Annotated in this window: 24 protein-coding genes; 23 read left to right on the forward strand and 1 reads right to left on the reverse strand. The window is 61.0% G+C overall.

Annotated elements, in window-relative coordinates; all coding sequences use genetic code 11:
* Positions 1 to 204 precede the first annotated feature (204 nt).
* The 20 genes from LWH48_RS02185 to LWH48_RS02280 all read left to right on the forward strand — a co-directional run bounded on the left by LWH48_RS02185 (position 205) and on the right by LWH48_RS02280 (position 17,384).
* On the forward strand, positions 205 to 1,002 hold the full coding sequence (locus tag LWH48_RS02185; protein ID WP_023098628.1) for a hypothetical protein: 798 nt from the start codon (positions 205 to 207) through the stop codon (positions 1,000 to 1,002).
* A 79-nt stretch (positions 1,003 to 1,081) separates the two neighbouring features.
* On the forward strand, positions 1,082 to 1,447 hold the full coding sequence (locus tag LWH48_RS02190; protein WP_023098627.1) for a DUF3085 domain-containing protein: 366 nt from the start codon (positions 1,082 to 1,084) through the stop codon (positions 1,445 to 1,447).
* A 347-nt stretch (positions 1,448 to 1,794) separates the two neighbouring features.
* Complete coding sequence (locus LWH48_RS02195) at positions 1,795 to 2,715, forward strand: DUF3577 domain-containing protein (protein ID WP_023098626.1); 921 nt, start codon at positions 1,795 to 1,797, stop codon at positions 2,713 to 2,715.
* Between the two features lie 155 nt (positions 2,716 to 2,870).
* Positions 2,871 to 3,698 (forward strand): DUF932 domain-containing protein, encoded by an 828-nt coding sequence (locus LWH48_RS02200; RefSeq protein WP_023098625.1) that lies wholly within the window; start codon positions 2,871 to 2,873, stop codon positions 3,696 to 3,698.
* Positions 3,699 to 3,786: 88 nt separating this feature from the next.
* Positions 3,787 to 4,446, forward strand: coding sequence for a DUF3275 family protein (locus LWH48_RS02205; RefSeq protein ID WP_023098624.1), 660 nt, complete (start codon positions 3,787 to 3,789; stop codon positions 4,444 to 4,446).
* 76 nt (positions 4,447 to 4,522) lie between these two features.
* Entirely contained in the window at positions 4,523 to 4,939 is a 417-nt protein-coding gene (locus LWH48_RS02210; RefSeq protein WP_442908286.1) for a hypothetical protein, read from the forward strand.
* Positions 4,940 to 4,950: 11 nt separating this feature from the next.
* The gene (locus tag LWH48_RS02215) at positions 4,951 to 5,211 is read left to right on the forward strand and encodes a hypothetical protein (protein ID WP_023098622.1); all 261 of its coding nucleotides are present in this window, start codon (positions 4,951 to 4,953) and stop codon (positions 5,209 to 5,211) included.
* Between the two features lie 78 nt (positions 5,212 to 5,289).
* Positions 5,290 to 5,940: a hypothetical protein gene (locus LWH48_RS02220; RefSeq protein ID WP_023098621.1), complete on the forward strand. Its 651-nt coding sequence runs from the start codon at positions 5,290 to 5,292 to the stop codon at positions 5,938 to 5,940.
* A 16-nt stretch (positions 5,941 to 5,956) separates the two neighbouring features.
* Positions 5,957 to 7,120 (forward strand): DUF6094 domain-containing protein, encoded by a 1,164-nt coding sequence (locus LWH48_RS02225; protein ID WP_225321758.1) that lies wholly within the window; start codon positions 5,957 to 5,959, stop codon positions 7,118 to 7,120.
* Between the two features lie 72 nt (positions 7,121 to 7,192).
* Entirely contained in the window at positions 7,193 to 7,498 is a 306-nt protein-coding gene (locus LWH48_RS02230) for a hypothetical protein (RefSeq protein WP_023098619.1), read from the forward strand.
* Between the two features lie 90 nt (positions 7,499 to 7,588).
* Positions 7,589 to 7,900 carry a hypothetical protein gene (locus tag LWH48_RS02235; protein WP_023098618.1) on the forward strand — a complete coding sequence of 104 codons (312 nt, stop codon included), beginning with the start codon at positions 7,589 to 7,591 and terminating at the stop codon, positions 7,898 to 7,900.
* Between the two features lie 101 nt (positions 7,901 to 8,001).
* Positions 8,002 to 10,281 (forward strand): DEAD/DEAH box helicase family protein, encoded by a 2,280-nt coding sequence (locus LWH48_RS02240; protein WP_023098617.1) that lies wholly within the window; start codon positions 8,002 to 8,004, stop codon positions 10,279 to 10,281.
* Between the two features lie 257 nt (positions 10,282 to 10,538).
* On the forward strand, positions 10,539 to 11,282 hold the full coding sequence (locus LWH48_RS02245) for a hypothetical protein (protein WP_023098616.1): 744 nt from the start codon (positions 10,539 to 10,541) through the stop codon (positions 11,280 to 11,282).
* A 112-nt stretch (positions 11,283 to 11,394) separates the two neighbouring features.
* On the forward strand, positions 11,395 to 11,970 hold the full coding sequence (gene pilL2 / locus LWH48_RS02250; protein ID WP_023098615.1) for a PFGI-1 class ICE element type IV pilus protein PilL2: 576 nt from the start codon (positions 11,395 to 11,397) through the stop codon (positions 11,968 to 11,970).
* On the forward strand, positions 11,967 to 12,629 hold the full coding sequence (locus tag LWH48_RS02255) for a hypothetical protein (RefSeq protein WP_023098614.1): 663 nt from the start codon (positions 11,967 to 11,969) through the stop codon (positions 12,627 to 12,629). Before pilL2 ends, LWH48_RS02255 begins: the two co-directional genes overlap by 4 nt.
* Before the next feature lie 11 nt (positions 12,630 to 12,640).
* Entirely contained in the window at positions 12,641 to 13,360 is a 720-nt protein-coding gene (locus tag LWH48_RS02260) for a TIGR03759 family integrating conjugative element protein (protein ID WP_023098613.1), read from the forward strand.
* A 20-nt stretch (positions 13,361 to 13,380) separates the two neighbouring features.
* Entirely contained in the window at positions 13,381 to 13,932 is a 552-nt protein-coding gene (locus LWH48_RS02265; protein WP_108222946.1) for a transglycosylase SLT domain-containing protein, read from the forward strand.
* Positions 13,929 to 14,471, forward strand: a complete 543-nt coding sequence (locus tag LWH48_RS02270) for an integrating conjugative element protein (protein ID WP_023098611.1) — start codon at positions 13,929 to 13,931, stop codon at positions 14,469 to 14,471. The genes LWH48_RS02265 and LWH48_RS02270 overlap by 4 nt, the downstream gene beginning before the upstream one ends.
* A gap of 4 nt (positions 14,472 to 14,475) precedes the next feature.
* Entirely contained in the window at positions 14,476 to 16,638 is a 2,163-nt protein-coding gene (gene traD, locus LWH48_RS02275) for a type IV conjugative transfer system coupling protein TraD (RefSeq protein WP_023098610.1), read from the forward strand.
* The gene (locus tag LWH48_RS02280) at positions 16,635 to 17,384 is read left to right on the forward strand and encodes a TIGR03747 family integrating conjugative element membrane protein (protein WP_023098609.1); all 750 of its coding nucleotides are present in this window, start codon (positions 16,635 to 16,637) and stop codon (positions 17,382 to 17,384) included. Before traD ends, LWH48_RS02280 begins: the two co-directional genes overlap by 4 nt.
* Before the next feature lie 13 nt (positions 17,385 to 17,397).
* Here the strand turns inward: LWH48_RS02280 and LWH48_RS02285 are convergent, their stop codons facing one another.
* Positions 17,398 to 18,378 carry a hypothetical protein gene (locus LWH48_RS02285; RefSeq protein ID WP_023098608.1) on the reverse strand — a complete coding sequence of 327 codons (981 nt, stop codon included), beginning with the start codon at positions 18,376 to 18,378 and terminating at the stop codon, positions 17,398 to 17,400.
* Positions 18,379 to 18,576: 198 nt separating this feature from the next.
* On the opposite strand from LWH48_RS02285, the gene LWH48_RS02290 reads away from it, so the two are divergent.
* Genes LWH48_RS02290 through LWH48_RS02300 form a run of 3 tightly spaced genes read left to right on the forward strand, consistent with a single transcriptional unit; the run spans position 18,577 to position 19,564 of the window.
* The gene (locus LWH48_RS02290) at positions 18,577 to 18,957 is read left to right on the forward strand and encodes an integrative conjugative element protein, RAQPRD family (RefSeq protein WP_023098607.1); all 381 of its coding nucleotides are present in this window, start codon (positions 18,577 to 18,579) and stop codon (positions 18,955 to 18,957) included.
* Positions 18,954 to 19,187: a TIGR03758 family integrating conjugative element protein gene (locus LWH48_RS02295; RefSeq protein ID WP_023098606.1), complete on the forward strand. Its 234-nt coding sequence runs from the start codon at positions 18,954 to 18,956 to the stop codon at positions 19,185 to 19,187. The genes LWH48_RS02290 and LWH48_RS02295 overlap by 4 nt, the downstream gene beginning before the upstream one ends.
* Positions 19,188 to 19,204: 17 nt before the next feature.
* A complete protein-coding gene (locus LWH48_RS02300) occupies positions 19,205 to 19,564 on the forward strand; it encodes a TIGR03745 family integrating conjugative element membrane protein (protein WP_023098605.1) in 360 nt (119 codons plus the stop codon).
* Positions 19,565 to 19,575 lie beyond the last annotated feature (11 nt).

Consider the following 19,575-nt stretch of genomic DNA (forward strand, 5'->3'; position numbering starts at 1 on the left):
GGTGTCTGGGTTCACGCTGCGTATATGTTCGTCGGCGTAGCCGGCAGCATCCCAGGCGGTCAAGGCCATCAAGACCGCGGCACGCCATCGGTGTGCTGGCTGCATCAATCCTCGGAACGTTCGCCGCTCTACATTCAATCCACCCCAAGGGACAATCCATCCCTTGCGGTTGGGGAGTCCCGTTTTTTTTCAGGAGACTCCACCATGGATCACCAAGCCATTCGCCAGCAGCTTCCCTCGCTGGTCGCCGGCCACCTGCCACGCACAGCGCGTAGCTTTCAGTTCAACATCTTCGACGGCCAGCCCAAGGAATCCGCCCTGGGCTTTCGCATCGACCCCAAGCCCTTCGAAGGCAAGGTCGTTGCGACCACCGATGAAGCCATCGTCGTCAAGATCGGCCGCACACAGTTCGCCGTGCTGGACCGCGAACTGGTCACGAACATCCCGGTCGAAGGGGCCAAGGTCGCTGTCCAACCCTACGCACGCCGTCGCTTCGATGGCTTGCGCGCGGACACCCCGGAAGAAGTCGTGGAACACTCCTCGGACGGTACGCCATACAAGGTCACCCGCCTGATCCTCGGCTCGGCACCTGCACATTTGCCGATCGCTAAGCCGGAGTGCCTTGAACTTCAGCAGCTCATCGAGCAATTGGAGTCGATGCCCGCACCAGACAGGCATCGCACCATCAGCCACATGTTGGTCGATGCCCACGCCAGCGACTTCGCACTGGTCGACCCGTCACCGAAGGACATCATCCGCACTCCGCCGACGATCAGTTTCAACGTGACTACCGGCAAGTTCGTCGGGCGCGTGAGCGTGCTGTATCTGCGCGGCGACGACGTCTATGCCATCGAAATGCACCGCGATGGCGTATGCGTCGAGCGGCGCGACGAAGTGTACTTCGACATGCTAGGCGACACCTTGGCACATCTGATCGACGATGGCTCCTGGCGCCGCATCCAAGTTCAGTCCATCTCCGGTCGCAAGGCCACCTCCCACTAACTACCCGACCGCGACCGAGCCACCCACCCTGGTGGTGGCTCGTGCTCGCCCCTCATCCAATCCCGTGAAGGAATTTCTCATGACTCTGCTCTTCAAAGGCAGCGCGCTTCGACCCGTCCTGGCCGAAGCCATTACCAACCAATGCCGCGTCATCCTGGTCAAGGATCATGGCGTGTACTGGCTCGCCGAACACGGTGAGCGCAGGCCCGACAAGCGCCAGAAGCTGATTGCCTATGCAGTTGGCTGCGACCCGGATGTCGATCCGTTCGATGACTGGTGGGAACTGGCGCGCATCGAGCTGGGCGGCGACGACTTCGGCGAGTTCTTCGACCCGAACGAAGTCGTGCTCACACGCATCCTGAACAGCACCGATGACCTGATGCTGTCGGCCACGCCCACGCACCTGTCGCTGCAGGCCGTGGCACCTACCGCACCAGAACACTGACCCTGCATCCCAAGAGCCTTCGCCAGTCGAAGGCTCTCTTTCTTGGGCCTGCGCAAAACGGGCTCGGGGCATTTCCTATTGGTCGTGGCGGCCCGGCGCGCATGGTGTGACGCTGCGTCCATGCTTGCTGACGTTGTCAGCGACATGCCAGGCAACCATCGGTCTTCGAGGTTGCGGCGCAGCACCCGCTGCGTGACCACACCAGTTCGCACCGCATCCATGCGCGAACGGCCACCGGCTCGCCGGTGGTGGATGCATTTGCCGTTCTCAACCCATCGCGGGGTTACGCACCTCTCCCCGCATCGTGGGGTTGGTGTGTCTCCGCTCTTTTCCTATGGAGATTCACCATGAGCACCACGTCCAACGAGAAATCCTATTTCGACCTTCACACCTCCGGCATCGGCTACCTGCAGCGTGCCCGTGAGGTTCCCGTCAAGGGAGGTCGCCGCGCACAGCCGTTCCTGGCTTGCACGATCGCCGCCCTGGTTGGTTCCGCCAAGGAGCCGTCCATCCGCTACTTCGACGTCAAGGTGTCCGGCACCGAGGCCAAGAAGCTGGTTCAGTCGTACGTCGGCATCGATGATCCCAAGCAGCGTCCGCTGGTCCGTTTCCGGCTCGGCGACCTCTGGGGCGATGCGTTCATCCGCCCCAGCGGTGAACGTCAGGGTGAAGTGGCAGCGAGCCTCAAGGGGCGCCTGCTGAAAGCCGAGGTGATCGATCGCGCCGAACTGGCTAAGATCGAGCAGCACGAGCTCATCACCCGAGGCATCGGCTACCTGAGCCGTCCGAAGGAGGTCACTCCCAAGGACCGCGATCCGTTCCTGTCGTGCACCATCGGCGCACTGACCGGTCCGGTCGATGAGCCGGAGTATCGCTACTTCGACACCATCGTCGCTACCACCGACGCCCAGCACCTGGTGCGTCGCTGCGTTCAGGCCATCGAGGCTGAACGCAAGGTCCTGATCGCCTTCCGGCTGAACGACATGCGGGCTGACCCGTACGTGCGCACCAAGGGCGAACGAGCCGGCGAACCGGGCGTGAGCCTGGAGTCCACGCTGATCCACATCGGTCTGATCAAGGTCGATGGCCAGCAGGTCTATCCGGCTCCTGCGGACAAAACCGAAGCACCTGCAACCCCGGACGCACAAGCGCCCAAGGCCAAGAGCACTGCCGAAATCGGCGACGCCGCCAAGCCCACCGAGCCCGCCCCGCGCGAGCACGAAGCTGAAGCGGTCGAGCACGAACCGGCAATGGCCGCTTCGTTCTGACCCACGTCAGGCTCCACTCCGGGGCCTGATCGTTTCTCCCACCTGATCCGTGCCCTCCCCTCGGGGAGGTGCACGCGTTCGCGCTTTTTCATCCCTAGCGTCAAGCCAGGCCATCCGGCCCAGGCAGATGCACGTCTTATCTCAGGAGAATTGCCATGTCTCTCGCAACCCGCTTTGCCCATCGTTCCCCGGTGCTGCGCGCGGATCGTCCCTTGTCGGACGACCAGATCCGTGCTGTTGCCCCTTCCATCTTCGCTGACGCTCCCCACGGAAGCCGATCCGAGCGGTATGCCTACATACCGACCGCGACCGTGCTGACCAAGCTGCGTCAGGAGGGCTTCGAGCCCTTCATGGTGTGCCAGACCCGTGTCCGCAACGAAGACCGGCGCGAGTTCACCAAGCACATGATCCGCATGCGCCATGCGAGCCAGATCAACGGCTCGGAAGCCAACGAGATCATCTTGCTCAATAGCCATGACGGCACCAGCAGCTATCAGATGCTGGCCGGCATGTTCCGCTTCGTCTGCCACAACGGCCTGGTCTGCGGTGAAACCACTGCCGACATCCGTGTCCCCCACAAGGGCGACGTGGCCGGTGAGGTGATCGAAGGCGCCTACGAGGTCCTCCAGGGCTTCGAGCAGGTGCAGGCGTCGCGAGACGCCATGCGCGTCATCACCCTGGAAACAGGGGAAGAAGAAATCCTCGCGCGCTCCGCACTGGCGCTCAAGTACGACGATCCGACCAGGCCTGCGCCTGTCACGGAGACTCAACTGCTTGCGCCCCGGCGCTTCGACGATCGACGACCGGACCTGTGGTCGGTGTTCAACCGCATCCAGGAAAACATGGTCAAGGGTGGCCTGACGGCACGCACGTCCAATGGACGCCGGCAGCGCACCCGCGAAGTGCAAGGCATCGACCAGAACCTGCGCCTGAACCGGGCGTTGTGGATGCTGGCCGATGGCATGCGCCAACTGAAGGCCTAGCGCCGCACGGATCACACCCCTCGCGGGTGCGGTCCGTTTCTTTTTCCCTTGGATCTCACGATCCCCCCAATCATCGAAGGAGCACACCATGGCGGCCAAATCAGCCCCGAAGTCCAGCGCACCCCTCATCGTCCCCGGGCAGCTCACGCTGCGCACCATCAACGGCCGCAATGGCCGGTTCAATGTCGGCCGCCTGGTCACCGCCATCGGTGAGTTCGCCGTCAAGGATGCAGAGCTGGAGCAGTACCCCGAAGGCAAGTACGACGGGGAGTTCCACATCCGCTTCATCTATCCCAAGGCCTATCCCACGGCCGGCGGAATGCGTTTCGAGATCCGCGCCAACCTGGACGGCATGACCCTCTCGGGCCTGGACCGGCTGAGCAAGGACGAGGCTCGCAGCTTCGCCACGCAAGAGGTCGATCCGCTGGACGAGGACGTGACTCAGCCATCGGCTACGCCAGCGGTCAAGCCTGCTGCCGATCCTGTGCAGGCCTCGGCCGATCCGCTGATCGATACCACGCCCTTTGGTGTGGATGCGCCATCTGCGACCGTGGCTGCCTCCGGCGGCCCCGACAGTGACGATGCCGCATTGTTCGGCCTGCTGTGGCCGCTGGGCGACTCCGTGAAACTGGATTCGACCATCGACCGCCGCACCCTGCGTGCACAGATCGCCCGGCTGGGCGAACTGGGCTACGCCCTCGACTTCAAGTCACAGCAGTGGAACCGGCCGGAACAACAGGCCGCCTGATCTGCCTCGCCGCATCCGCGGCATCTTCATCCACCCGCCGGGGCTCCGTCCCGCCAGGGAGGACTCCGGCATTTTCTTGCAGGAGAACTTCATCATGGGCTGGCTTTTCTCATCACGCACCCGGTCAGAACTGATCCGGGACCTCATCCAACCCGAAGAGCGCGAGCGCGCCAGCGTCCGCATCATCGCGCATACGCTGCGTGGCAACGTGTTGTGGTCCGTTGTCGAGATCACGGCCAAGGCCGAAGGCGTTCACCAGGAACTCGCGCCCGGCGAGTCCATGTGCTACATCCGCTGCGACCTGCTCCAACGCAGTGGCGGTCAGTGGGGGTACAAGGGCATGGACGAGTCCGTGTCACCGTACTACTTCACCTGCCCGCTGCGCTATCTCGAGATGGCCAAAGAGATCTCGCCCGATTGGCGCGAGAAGGTTCGGGCCTATCACGCTCAGCGGCGCCGGCCGGCAGCTTCGTCGCAACTGGCCGTGGCCTGAAGGAGGACGCGATGGACACTTCGCTGCAATCCCTCTCGCCCGAGCTGCTGGGCCAGGTCGAAGACCAGCTGTCCAACAACGAGGTTTCCTCAGACGAGGAACTGGTTGAGGACTTCATCCAGGCCGGCCTGACCGACGCACAGGCGCGGGAAGCCATCGGCTACCGCGACCGCTATCTCATCAACGTGTACCACCAGGACTTCACGCCGATTCGTACCCCAGAACGTGCATTGCGTTTCAACCCGCACGCCAGGGACTTCGAGCCGGAGTAGTCCGCATTCCTTCATTCCTTCCGGGGCATCACTGCCCCTGCGGGCGGTGCTGCCCCTCATTTCATCGAGGACACCACCATGCCTGAACCTTTATCTCCCAACCCCCTGTACCGCATCGATGAATGCAGCGACCTCATGGCCGATGCATGCGTTTGCAGCGATCAGGGCGATCTGATCTTTCTCTCAATCTGGGCGCGGGATACCGCGATCCAGCAGTTTCTGGCCCGGCTGACGCTGGGCCGCGACGAAGATGGGCTGGAGCAATTCCACCTCATCACCGATCAAGGGGGCTCCATCCCCGTGTTCGTCGGATCGGTCGACCGCTTGGAAAAGCGCCTGACACGCTCCTATCGCCGCACGCTGTTCGGCTCGATGGTCAATCTATGGCTGTTCGACCGGCGCTGCACCCGTCCGGACAAAGCCACGGCCAGCGCGCTCACGCTGCTGCCGCGTGCCTCGGCCGATCCCACCTTGCGCCTGTGGCACCTGGTCAAGGACACATGTCCACTGCCGCTGCTGGACCACTGGCAAGCGCCGGTACTGGCGCTGCTGCGCGAGCGCGACATGCTCCAAACCCTGACGGTGGCCCTTGGTCCGCTGCAGGGCTTCCGGATCGGGCTCGATGTCCCGGTTCTCACCGATGCCCTGGGCGAACTGATCCGCCGCGGCGTCCTGACCGCCTACCCGGTACCGGCTCACGCCGAGCTGCCAATGGAAGCGATGGCTTGATCCGCCCGTCACGGATGTGCGCTCTGCGCGCGCATCCGACCTTTATCCCCCCGCCAATAAGGAGACTGCCATGGCACTGATGTTCCCGCGGCTCGCCCGCAATTTCGCCAAGAACGGGTACTACCCGACCGACGAATCCACGCTCGAACGAGCGCTCAGCGCACTGGCGCCCAGCGATGGGCCGATGTGCATCCTTGATCCCTGCGCAGGTGAAGGTGTGGCCATCGCGGAAGCCGCGCATGCCCTCGGGCATGCGCAGGTCCGCGCGTACGCCGTGGAGTACGACCAGGAGCGTGCCAATCACGCGCGGCTTCTGGTCGATCACTGCATCCACGGTGACCTCATGGACACGCTGGTCTCGCGCCAGTCGTTCAGCCTGCTGTGGCTCAACCCGCCTTACGGCGACCTGTCCAAGGATGCCAATGGCAACATCGGCTACGAAGGCAAGGGCCGCGCCAGGCTGGAGAAGCTGTTCTATCAGAAGACGCTGCAGCTGCTGCAGTACGAAGGCATCCTGGTTTTCATCGTGCCGTCCTATGTGCTCGACGCCGAACTGGTCGGGTGGCTGACGCGACACTTCACCGATCTGAGCATTCACCGTGCGGTGGATACGCAGTTCAAGCAGGTGGTCGTATTTGGACGTCGGATCCGCCAGCGCGAGCTGGTCGGTGACGACACCAAGGCAGTCCGGGCCCGATTGCTACAGATCGGGCAAGGTGAAGTCGAGGCGGATGAACTTCCGTCCGAGTGGACATCGCTGCCATATGTGGTTCCCACGACCTCGGTCGAGCCGGAGCATTTCTACCGGATCAGCATGGAGCCGGCGCAGTTCGCCGAGGAAGTGAACCGGCTGCAGGGCCTTTGGCCCGCATTCGAGACACACCTTGGTGCTGCCCAGCAATCCCTGCGTGCCCCGGCACGTGCTCTGTCCCACTGGCACCTGGCACTGGCCCTTGCGGCTGGCGCCATCTCGGGTGTCGTGCAGTCCAAAAGCGGCCGCATCCTGGCCGTCAAGGGCGACACCTACAAGCGCAAGGCCACCGCCGTCGAGCACCGTGAGCGCGACGATGGCTCCATCGCAGAGACACGCATCCTCACGGACAAGTTCGTGCCGGTCATCCGCGCATGGGACCTGTCTCCCGACTCGGCCTCACTGGGGCAAGTCATCACCATCCACTGAGCACAAGGCTGTAGCGCGCTCGAAGGCGGACGCGCTGTTGTGGCCCAATGAAATCACCAAGGAGGACTATCGATGGCGTCGATCAGGATTGACACCTACATCCACCAACTGCAGTTCCCCATCGGGGCGCTGATCATCAGCAAAGGCGTCGATCGCCTGATTCGTGCCGGCACCGAAGAACCGTTCCAGTTTCTGCGGCGTCACGCCCGCGGCGATTGGGGCGATGTCCCCGCTGACCAATGGGAAGCGAACATCGCGGGAATCCAATCCGAGGCCAAGCTCGAATCGTTCTATGTTGCAACCAACGGCCAGCGCATCCGCATCTTCACCGAAGCGGATCGCAGTGCCACCCACATCGTGCTGGCTTCCGAGAACTGACTCGGTAGACCCGCACCATTCATCAACCCACTGGGGCCATGTCGCCCCGATGGGGTGCCATGGCCCCGCTCTCCCTATCCAGGAGGCCCCATGGCAACCGAAGCAGTTTCCCTCAGCGCCAGTCCCACGCGGCGTTTCAACCCCGGCCAGATGGTCGTGACCTCAGGCGTGGATGCGCTGATCCGTCAGGGTCGGCTCAATCCCACCCCGTACCTGCGCCGCCATCTCAGCGGTGACTGGGGCGATCTCGATGACAGCGACCGGCAACAGAACGACGCCGCGCTGCAATCGGGTGAAGATCGCCTGTTCTCTTCCTACCAGGTCACCACCGACCTGAAGATCTGGGTCATCACCGAGTGGGATCGCAGCGTCACCACGCTGCTGCTACCCAGCGAGTACTGATCCAACCACGGCGGCCATAGGTCGCAACTTCGCTTTCATCCCCCTGGGGCATTCATCAGCCCTCAGGGACGGTGCGTGCCCCTTTTATTTGGAGCATCACCATGACCATGCAACTCGAAGCGGCGCCCGCCGCAGACACCTCGCCCACGACCGACGACCTTTTCGATCCCGCATCCAGCGAGCTCTCCCTGAGCCTGCAAGACTTCGTCGCCGAGTTCGGCGACGAATTGCTGGACTCGCTCAACCGGGCCAATCCACCCGTCTACAGCGGTACGCCGCACGCCCACCGTCAGCTCGTGCTAGCCGGTCTCAAGCGCAAGCTGTTCCCAGCCCAGGCCGAAGTCGTCCATGCCGCCGCCGAGCTGCTCGCCAACCATGGCGAGCGGGCGGCGATCGTCAATGGCGAAATGGGTACGGGCAAAACCACCGTCGGCATCGCGCTGGCGGCCGTTCTCCACGCCGAAGGCTATCGCCGCACCCTCGTCCTCAGTCCGCCACACCTGGTCTACAAGTGGAGGCGGGAGATTCTGGAAACTGTCGCAGGCGCAAAGGTCTGGGTGCTCAACGGCCCTGACACGCTGCTCAAGCTCATCAAGCTGCGCGAGCAGTTGGGTGTGCCGGCCGCTGGCCAGGAGTTCTTCATCATCGGCAGGGTGCGCATGCGCATGGGCTTCCATTGGAGGCCCGCATTCACACGCAAGCGCACCCGGTACGGCGTCATGGGGGCCTGCCCGCACTGCGGGACGGTCGTCAACAACCTTGACGGCGAGCCGATCAATGCTCTGGAGCTGGAGGCGGAGGAAGTCCGCCGCAGGTGTGGCGTCTGCAACACCGCTATGTGGACACTGGTTCGCCCGCGAACCCTGTCCGGCAGCGATCAGCACTCGGCCGTGCTGCGGGCCTTGAAGCGTATCCCGACGATCGGCGAAGCCACTGCGCAGAAGCTGATGAAGACGTTCGGAGATGGCTTCCTGGCCTCGATGCTTGGCGACAACCTCCACAACTTCATAAATCTGATGGACGACCGGGGAGAACTGGTCTTTTCCGATCGCCAGGCACAGCGCATGGAACGCGCGATGTCCAGCATGGAGTTCGGCTTTGGCGAAGGCGGCTACCAAGCCTCCGAGTACGTCAAGCGCTATCTCCCGCAGGGCACCTTCGACCTGCTCATCGCCGATGAGGCCCATGAGTACAAGACGGGTGGTTCCGCGCAAGGCCAGGCCATGGGCGTCATCGCAGCCAAGGTCCGCAAGACCTTGCTGCTCACCGGCACCCTCATGGGGGGCTACGCAGACGACCTCTTTCATCTGCTGTTCCGGGCTTTGCCCACGCGCATGATCGAGGACGGATACCGTCCCAGCAGTAACGGCAGCATGAACGCGGCCGCCATGGCGTTCATGCGGGACCACGGCGTCCTGAAGGACATCTACTCCGAGAGCGACGGGCCAGCCCACAAGACGGCCAAAGGCTCGAAGATCACAGTCCGAACGGTGAAGGCACCGGGCTTTGGTCCGAAAGGTGTCCTGCGCTGCGTCCTGCCTTTCACGATCTTCCTGAAGCTGCGCGACATCGGGGGCATGCTGCCGCCGTATGACGAGGAGTTCCGGGAAATCGCGATGGATGCCGAACAGGCCCACGCCTACCGCGACCTGGCCACGCGCCTGACCGCGGAACTCAAGGAGGCCTTGCGCAAGCGGGATACCACCTTGTTGGGTGTGGTGCTCAACGTGCTGTTGGCCTGGTCCGACTGCTGCTTCCGTGCAGAAACCGTGCGTCACCCACGCACGCGCCAGGTCCTGGCGTTCACACCGGCTCAGTTCAACGAGCTGGAGATCATGCCGAAAGAGCGTGAGCTGATCGACATCTGCCGCGAGGAGAAGGCAGCGGGTCGCAAGACCCTGGTCTACTCGGTCTATACCGGTACGCGCGACACCACGTCGCGCTTGAAAGGGCTGTTGGAGCAGGAAGGCTTCAAGGTCGCTGTGTTGCGCGCAAGCGTGGATGCGAGCCGCCGAGAAGACTGGATCGCCGAGCAGCTCGACCGGGGGATCGATGTCCTCATCACCAACCCCGAGCTCGTCAAGACGGGGCTGGATCTGCTGGAGTTCCCCACGATTGTGTTCATGCAGTCGGGGTGGAACATCTACACGTTGCAGCAGGCCGCCCGCCGTTCGTGGCGCATCGGCCAGAAGCTGCACGTGCGGGTGATCTACCTGGGGTACGCGGCCACGTCGCAGATGACGTGCCTGGCCTTGATGGCCAAGAAGATCCTGGTGTCCCAGAGCACGTCAGGCGACGTCCCGGAATCCGGGCTCGACGTGCTCAACCAAGACGGTGATTCGGTAGAGGTCGCCCTGGCCAGACAGCTTGTTGCTGCTTGATGGTCTTTGTATGCCGGCGCCCTCGGGTGCCGGCATTTTTTCGTGCACGAATCACCTAATCGCGTAACCCTGTCGGCGATAGGTAAACTGAGTCGATTAGGTTACTCGCAGAAGGCAATCTGCTGCGATTGCTAAGGTGATGATTACGAAAAAAGTTGAGTGCGGCATCACTGACAACGCGCCGGGAGTCGCTAGGCTGCTGCTTTGGAAAAACGCTGTCTCGGATTGGAAAAACGTTCATATCGGAGGAAAAGAAGATGAGTCCAGATGATGTCGCCGCGATCCAGAGAATCGTGCACGATGCGATGCAAAACACCGAGTTCATCAACAAGGTTTGGATCGCGGGCGCTGCCGTAGTTGTGTCCGTTTTTGCCGCTCTTGTCGCCTCGTTCACGCAAATGCTGGTAGCTCGATCGCAGCGTAAGACACAGCTAAGGTTGGCCGCTCAGCTAGAGCTTCAGCAGAAGCAAGCACTCAGCGAGCAACTGTCCATGCAGGAACTCGCATCGCGTCGAATAGCAAACGCCAACGTCTCTGCAAAGCGGCAGATATGGATTGACGAGTTGCGAAAAGACATCGCCAGATACCTGTCGCTATGGCAGGAGATATGTTATCGGTGGGATGCCATCGTGAGCGAACCCCGGACCGAGGAGATCTCCGACCAAGCGCTCAACGCGTTCAAGCAGCCTATCGCCGAAATGCGCCTGGAGGCCTTGGAACTGCAGTTGCGTATCGAGTTGCGATTGAATATGACAGAAGTGGATCATCAGGAACTCAAAAACCTCATGAAGGAGCTGGAGACATCCACCATCCTGTTCCAACGTACCGCGAGTTCGCTTCCGCCTGCAGACATTCAGAAGGTCTTCGGAACGATCAAGCAACAGCTGATCGCCAAGTCTCAGAAGATCCTCAAGGACGAATGGGAACGGGTCAAGAAGGAGTCGTACGCAGATCCCAGCGTAACAACTTCCAGCAAGCCCACCTCCAGGTCGGCTGCCTGAGGTAGCCGACCGACATCCCGTAAAAACTGGGCGCGCGCCATTGCGCATTCTTTGCTGACTGGGTCGAGGCGCCCGGCGAAGGTATCGGCTTACTGCAACAGGAAGCCGATCCATGCAAACATTCAGTCTCGTCCCCCGCGCGGTCGCGTGTGGCTTGTTGAGCATCGCCACACTGCTTGGCGGCTGCGCCACCGCTTCAGCGCCTGCTGTCATCGAGTCGGTTCCGGACGAAGCGGCGATCTCTGCTCGCGTACAACTGGAGCCGGAGTTCATTCCGGTGGCGCGCTACGGCCGCTACACCCTCGTCGAACTGGCACCGCTCACAGCGCAGCGTGACCTGCTTCAGCAGGTGATTGACGTGCGGATGCCGGAAGAGGCCAGAGCCAGCATAGGCGATGGTCTGCGCCACGTACTCAAACGCAGCGGCTACCAGATGTGCGAGACGGCACACGCGGTCATCCAGCTGTATTCGCTCCCAATGCCCGCCGCCCATCTGCAGTTGGGCCCCATGACGCTGCGTGACGCGCTGCTCACCCTTATCGGGCCGGTCTGGGATCTGGAAGTGGATGACCGCTCACGGCAGGTGTGTTTCGTCCAGCCAAGAGCCCAGGGGGCTCTACCCATCCAAGAACTACCGCCCACCGGAGCAATCCCGCCTATCCAGGTTGAAGAGGGTTCCCAGCCATGACCACATCACACCCCCTTCCCGCGGCGAAGTCATCGCGCGCCCCATCTCTCGCCCACATATTGCTGTGGGCGTGGCTTGTGGGCCTGACGGCGTTGGTCTTGGTCGCGCTCCAGATAACCGGCGAGCTTGCTGGACAGTCTCAGCTCGACAGCTCCGTGCAGCGTCTGCAAGCACTGGAGTCACGCGTGGGTGAGATTGTGCAGGCCAATCGTGCTCTGCAAGAGCGACCTGCGCCGGCGACCGCTACGGCACTACAGGAGGTGCACCAGTCATTGAAATCCCGCGCTGATTCCCTGGACCAGGCATTGGTCACGCTTGCCAGCCAAGAGGATCTTGTTGCATTGCGGGCGGATCTGGAACAAATCAAATCGCGCCAAACGACAGCACGCAGCAGCACCGTAGCGAGCAAGCCCCATCCCGTGCAGCAGGCAGCAGTCAAGCCAGCGGAGGCTCCCATGCCATTTCGAGTGATTGGCTCGGAACTGCGTGCAGGCCAGCGCACGGTATCGGTCGCACCGGCAGGTGGCGCTCTCTCCGCCTCTCAAATCCAGGTGCTACTGCCTGGCGAAAGCATCGGCCATTGGCGTCTGCAAGATATCGACCGAAACACCGCCGTGTTTCGTGCCGGGGAGCAGATCCGTCGCGTGGCCATTCCCTGAGGGACTATCCCATGAAGCAGCCACTCCTGCTCACCGCAATGCTTCTGGCAGCCCTCAACGAACCAGCCTGGGCACAGCAAACACCGGCTACACCGTCGCATACTACCCAGAGCCAGATCGAGCACAGTCAGGACGACAAGCTGGCCCGCGACTGGGGGCTGCGCCGGGAAGAGTGGACGCGCTACCGAGAGCTGATGGCCGGTCCCCTTGGCATTTACTCGCCCAATCTGGATCCCCTTTCCGCCCTCGGAACAGAAGCTCGTTCCGACGAGGAGCGACGGCGCTACGCCGAGCTCCAGGTGCAAGCTGAAGCACGCCGCGTGGAAAAACTACTGGCCTACCAACGCGCTTATGACGAAGCTTGGCAACGGTTGCAGCCCAATGCCCAGCGCGTCAACCTGCCAGACGCTGGCCCGCGTCAAACCAACGCCTCAGTTCAGGGAAGCGGACGCACCGCCGTTTTCGTGCGTGACAACTGTGCCCCTTGTGACCAAGCCATCGCGCGGCTGCAAGCGTCGGGCTCGGCCTTCGACGTATACGTTGTAGGTAGCCGAGCCGACGATGCCCGCATTCGCGACTGGGCACGCCGGACCAAGATCGACCCGTCCCGCGTTCGTGCCCGCACGATCACCCTCAATCACGATGCAGGTCGCTGGCTGGCCCTCGGGCTGCCAGGTGAACTGCCCGCTGTCGTACGGCAGGTGGATGGCCAATGGCAACGGCAGCCCTAGGCCTGGCCCGACAAGCCCTGATGCTGTGGCTGGTCGGTGGGGTGATCAGCGAGACCGCCGTGGCCCAAGAGATCCCGCCGCCGGCCTACCAATTGGCCGCCAGGCAGGCTGGAATTCCCTCCGTTGTGCTGTACGCCGTCGCATTGCAGGAAAGCGGCATGCGCCGCAATGGACGCGTTGTGCCCTGGCCCTGGTCCCTGAACGTCGCGGGCGAGTCTCAGCGGTTCGCCACCCGTGTCGAAGCATGCGCCGGCCTGCAGCTGGCCTTGCGCCAAGTTCCGCCAACACGCGTGGACGCAGGCCTGGGCCAGATCAATCTTGGTTATCAGAAGCATCGCTATGGCCGCCCCTGCGACTTGCTCGATCCTTACGCCAATTTGGCGATCGCCGCGCAGATCTTGCGCGAGCAGCACACCCCGGGCGAGGACTGGCTACTGGCGATAGGTCGCTACCACCGACCGGCTGGTGGTGCACCTGCCGCGCGCTACCGGCGCAGCGTCGCCCAACATCTGGAGCGCGTGCAAGCCTCGTCACGCGCAGCATCTGATGTCCGCAAGGAGACCCCACCATGAACCTCTCCCACCTCTCGGCTGCACACGGGTTGGTCGTTCTGCTGACCATACTGGCTACTCCATTACATGCGGCCAAGCCCTTAGTCGTTGTCCAAGACCACGGTGGCACTTCAGCGCTGCCTTACTACGAAGCGCTCAACCTGCTGCCGCGTATGTCGGGTACGCCAAAGCCTCCCATCGTAATGCCCGTGCCACCATCCAAGGCTGGCGGTGAAGCAAACATGCTGCCGGTGCGCAGTACCAAGCTAACGCCAGGCACGGTTAATCGCCGTGTCATCGAGGCACCAGGGCTGCAGCCGTTCTTCTTGATCGGAGACGATGAAGCCTCACATGCTTGGTTGTTCCGCCATGCAGCCTCTCTGCGTGAGCGCAACGCCGTGGGTCTAGTCGTGAATGTAGACTCGATGCAGGGGCTCACCCGTCTGCGGGCTCTCGCACCCGGTATCCAGCTCGCCCCCGTAGCTGCCGACGATCTGGCTGACCGGCTTGGCGTTCGGCACTACCCCGTGCTGATCACCAGCACCGGCATCGAGCAATGACGCCATGGGCCAGACCCAGCCTGTAGAAGTCCTGCTGCGCCCAGCGGTGGAGCTTTACACCGTGGCGGCTTGCGCCGGCGCGGCGTTTTTGTCCTTAGTAGCTCCATGGTCGCTCGCGCTAAGTCCGGCCATGGGGATTGGCAGTGCGCTGGCATTCCTGGCCTTCGGTGCGATCCGCCTGAGACAGGCCCACGCGATCCTCCGATACCGCCGCAACATCCGACGCCTTCCCCGCTACGTGATGATCAGCCGAGACGTACCAATCAGCCAGCAGCGGTTGTTTATCGGCAGAGGCTTTCTCTGGGAGCAGAAGCACACGCACCGGCTGATGCAAACCTATCGTCCGGAGTTCCGACGCCATGTCGAACCCACGCCAGCCTACATGATGGTCCGACGTTTGGAAGAGCGCCTGGAGTTTGCGCCGTTCCCGCTCTCGCGTTTGGTCAGGATCACTGCCTGGGACATCTCGCTCAATCCTTTTCGCCCATTGCCACCGGTTGGCGGTTTACCGCGCCTACACGGCATTGAGCCAGATGAGGTCGACGTCAGTTTGCCGCTTGGCGAGCGTGTTGGTCACTCGCTGGTGCTGGGAACCACCCGTGTCGGCAAAACGCGATTGGCCGAGCTATTCATCACCCAGGACATACGGCGCAAGAGCGCTACCGGTGAACATGAGGTGGTTATCGTCTTCGACCCGAAAGGTGATGCCGATCTGCTCAAACGCATGTACGTAGAAGCCAAGCGGGCTGGGCGCGAAGGTGAGTTTTACCTCTTCCACCTGGGCTGGCCCGAGATCAGCTCGCGCTACAACGCAGTGGGGCGATTCGGGCGCATCTCCGAGGTTGCCACTCGAATCGCCGGGCAACTCTCGGGCGAGGGCAACAGCGCCGCCTTCCGGGAATTCGCTTGGCGCTTCGTAAACATTATTGCGAGAGCACTCATCGAATTGGGCCAGCGCCCCGACTACCTGCTGATCCAGCGGCACGTCATCAACATTGATGCCTTGTTCATCGAGTATGCGCAGCACTACTTCGCCAAGCACGAGCCCAAGGCTTGGGAGGTTATCGTCCAACTTGAGGGGCGGCTGAACGACAAGAATATTCCACGCAACATGATCGGCCGTGAGAAGCGTGTAGTGGCCTTAGAGCAGTATTTAAGTCAGGTGCGCAACTACGATCCCGTTCTGGACGGACTGCGCAGCGCGGTGCGCTATGACAAGACCTACTTCGACAAGATTGTTGCGTCATTGTTGCCGCTGTTGGAGAAGCTGACCAGCGGGAAAATCGCTCAGCTGCTGGCGCCGAATTATTCCGACCTCGAAGATCCGCGTCCGATCTTCGACTGGATGCAGATCATCCGCAAGCGCGCAGTCGTTTATGTCGGTCTGGATGCCCTGTCAGACGCGGAGGTTGCTGCCGCAGTGGGGAATTCAATGTTCTCGGACATGGTCTCGGTGGCAGGTCACATCTACAAGTTTGGCGTCGATGATGGCTTGCCAGACGCAAATCCGGGAGCGAAGGTCCCCATCAATGTCCATGCGGATGAATTCAATGAGCTGATGGGCGACGAATTTATCCCCATGGTCAACAAGGGCGGTGGTGCCGGTATTCAGGTCACCGCATACACACAGACACTGAGCGACATCGAGGCGCGCATTGGCAATCGCGCCAAGGCTGGCCAGGTTGTGGGCAACTTCAACAACCTGTTCATGCTGCGTGTGCGGGAGACGGCCACTGCGGAACTGCTGACCCGCCAGTTGCCAAAGGTGGAGGTTTACTCCACAACCATCGTCAGCGGTGCCACCGACAGCTCAGACATCCGCGGTGCCACCGACTTCACATCGAATACCCAGGATCGCATCAGCATGTCCAGCGTGCCGATGATCGAACCATCGCAGGTGGTTGGACTTCCCAAGGGGCAGTGCTTTGCTCTATTGCAAGGCGGCAACTTGTGGAAGATCCGCATGCCGCTGCCTGCACCCGACCCCGATGAGGTCATGCCCAAGGATCTACAGCAGTTAGCCGGCTATATGCGCCAGAGCTATAGCGAGGCAGCACAGTGGTGGGAGAACACTGGATCACCAGGCCTGCAGGAGGAAGATCTGCCGGAGGATCTGACCGATGACACGATCCCGCCCGAAGCTGCCGGCAGCGAGCAGTTGCCATGAGCGATGCGGTCAGCACCGCGAAGCGCCAGGAGGCCCGCCGTGAAGGACTGCTTGTCGGCTTGATCAGCACGCCGTTCAGGTTGTTCGGCGTCTTGATCGGCTCGCTGCTGATCTCGATCGTGATCGAATGCGTGGGGATGCACTTCTTTTGGAAGGATCAGGGCTGGCGTCACTCTCAGGCTATGCTGCAGTACGAGCTGACCCACCTGTCTGGGCATTTCACTCGCAGTGCCATCGTCACGGAGCCCACGCGCACAGCGCATGAGCTCGTGGATACAGGCTACCGCTGGATGTTCGTGCGCACTGGTCTGCTGGCGCGCATGGAGCAAACGGCTGACCGCGCCCGCGCGCCCAGTCAGCATCGCACACGAGACTTCCGCTACTTCATCAGCCAAGCCTACGTGTGGGCGGAAAGCTACTTGATTGCCGCTGCCTTTACGACGCTCACGTACCTGGTTCGACTACTTGTGCTGGTGCTGACCCTGCCTTTGTTCGTAACAGCAGCATTCGTAGGCTTCGTGGATGGATTGGTTCGCCGCGACGTACGCAAATTCGGTGCAGGGCGGGAGTCCGGTTTTCTCTATCATCGCGCCAAAGCCTCGCTCATGCCACTGGCAATCTTGCCTTGGGTGATTTACCTGGCTTTGCCAGTTTCGGTTCACCCGCTGATCATTCTGCTGCCGAGTGCGGCTCTTCTTGGGCTGGCCATGAATCTCACCGCTGGCAGCTTCAAGAAGTATCTGTGACAGACTCTCGGCTCTAGATTCCAACAGCCAAGGAGTGAATGAATTTCTTTATTTCTGCTTGGCGTATCTCAGGTAGGCCATCGTTGATGTAGTAATTCATAGCCCTGGCCGGCACCGGAATAACCTCATTATCGTACTCAAATATAAGGCAGTGGCTCAACTGGAAAATGACGGCAACTTTCTCAGAATCAAGCTTCTCCATCTCGGATTTCTTGAAGTTGCTATAAAAAACTGACTCCAAATGGTGGGCCGTAAAGTTGCTTATTATTGCTTGAAAGTTTCGATTGACGAGAATAGAACGAAGTAAACCTTGTTCCTTGATGTTTTGAGAAAATACACCTCGACTCTGCTCTAGACGTTCGTAGTTGGCGGCGAAAGAATCAAAAATAGAGCGCGCCATTTCAAAAATGCGGACCTTGTCAACCAAATTAGTTAAGTCGTATGCAACATACCCCACTTCTGCCTGCCCGTTACTTATGCGTTTGTCCAGCTGTTTTATGGCATCAGAAAACTCATGTCTGAATTTTCTTTCGCTGTGTAGGTACTTGCACTCAATCGCTATTTTTTGTCGACACAAGACCACATCGCATTCGGTAGAGAGGTCGATTTCCACTCCGTCACCCATACTTGCTGCGAATCTGATTGCCATGGCAAGCTCGAAGAATGCGTCGTTGTATCTCTCATCCTCATCAGCAAGGGTGTGCCCCCCATCGAGCAAGTCAAGCAACTTCTGTTGCGGGACGATGATTTTACTATCGACATCGAACAGAGCATTGATCGAACGATATTTGTTGACTATTCCAATGAGCGCCGCAACCTCCATCTCGTCCATTTTTTCAAGGTCGTCCAGCTTTTTCCGATAGCCCCACAACTTTGTGCTTTCAATCGGTGCGCCTTTTCCAATCTTCAACCTTAATTTTCTAAAATTATTGATCAATAGATCAAACTCTTCTAGCAACCCATCGAAGGCGAGCGATTTCGCTACAAAACTCATACTTACCCCATTCAGTTCAGTCCCAACGTTGATTATCACCCGGTCCGGACGGCGAGACTGGAACCGATCCGGACAATCTATCCACCGTGTCGTCCTAGCGCCTCAAATCCGGTAGCCCGCATTTCTCATTGTTTGCAGCCAAGGGACGCTCGCCTTGCCACGATCACTCCATTGCTGATCTGACTAGGACATAGCGCGATGGTGCTGCCAATCCGTCCCGGCGTTGCACGCAGCGGCGCCTACTTGCTGCTGAATACCCTCCTGATGACAGGACTACCCCTGGCCGCCAACGCTGACACGCCAGCGCAGCGCCAGGACTTAGCCGCCGCTGCCCGCCAGCTTGAGACTCTGGAACACCTCGTAGCTCACAGCGCTGCCAATGTCAGGATTACGCCGGGCGAGCGCTACCACTTTGACTACGCCCGGCTACGCAATGACCTAACCCGCGTGCGAAGCGGTCTCCAAGACTACCTAACGCCACCGCGCGCCCAGCCTCGAGATCCTGCCGAGCTGACCGGCCAGTACCGCACCGAACAAGAAGCCTCCGACTATCCAATCGGTAGCGAGCCCAAGCCATGAATGGTGCTCAGCTCTCAGCATTTCAAGCCAACAGCGGTTTCACGCCTGCAGTGATGGCCACCGTGCTCGTAGGCGCCGTATTTACGGTGCTGCTGCTATGGGGGGTCTGGGCGATCCGTACAGCCTATGTGGGCTGGGCAGAAAGCCGAATCAACCAGCGCCAGTTCCTCGGCGTCCTTGTGCGGTTTCTTGCCATGTACATCGTGCTGACGTTTTTCCTTATCTCCTGACTTCGAAAGGGCCAATCATGAAGACCAGCAGTTCCCCCACCCAACGCCTCCGGCTCTCGACACTCGTCCTCGGTGTGCTGACGCTGCCGGTGGTGTCGTTTGCCCAAGGCCTGCCCACACTGGAGAACCCCTCGCGTGGCACCGGCAACGGCATCATGCAGACCATTCGCAACTACGGCTACGACATCGTGCTGCTTGTCGCGCTACTCGTGGTCGCCTCCATGTTCATCGGCGTCTGCTATCACGCCTACGGCACATACGCCGAGATCCACACCGGCCGCAAGACCTGGGGCCAGTTTGGCCTCACGGTGGCCATCGGCGCGGTACTTCTCGTGATCGGCATCTGGCTGCTCACCGAAGCCACCGGCATCCTGTAAGGAGGCTTGGC

This window comes from Halomonas sp. G15 (assembly GCF_021282295.1).
Classification (GTDB): Bacteria; Pseudomonadota; Gammaproteobacteria; order Pseudomonadales; family Halomonadaceae; genus Halomonas; species Halomonas alimentaria.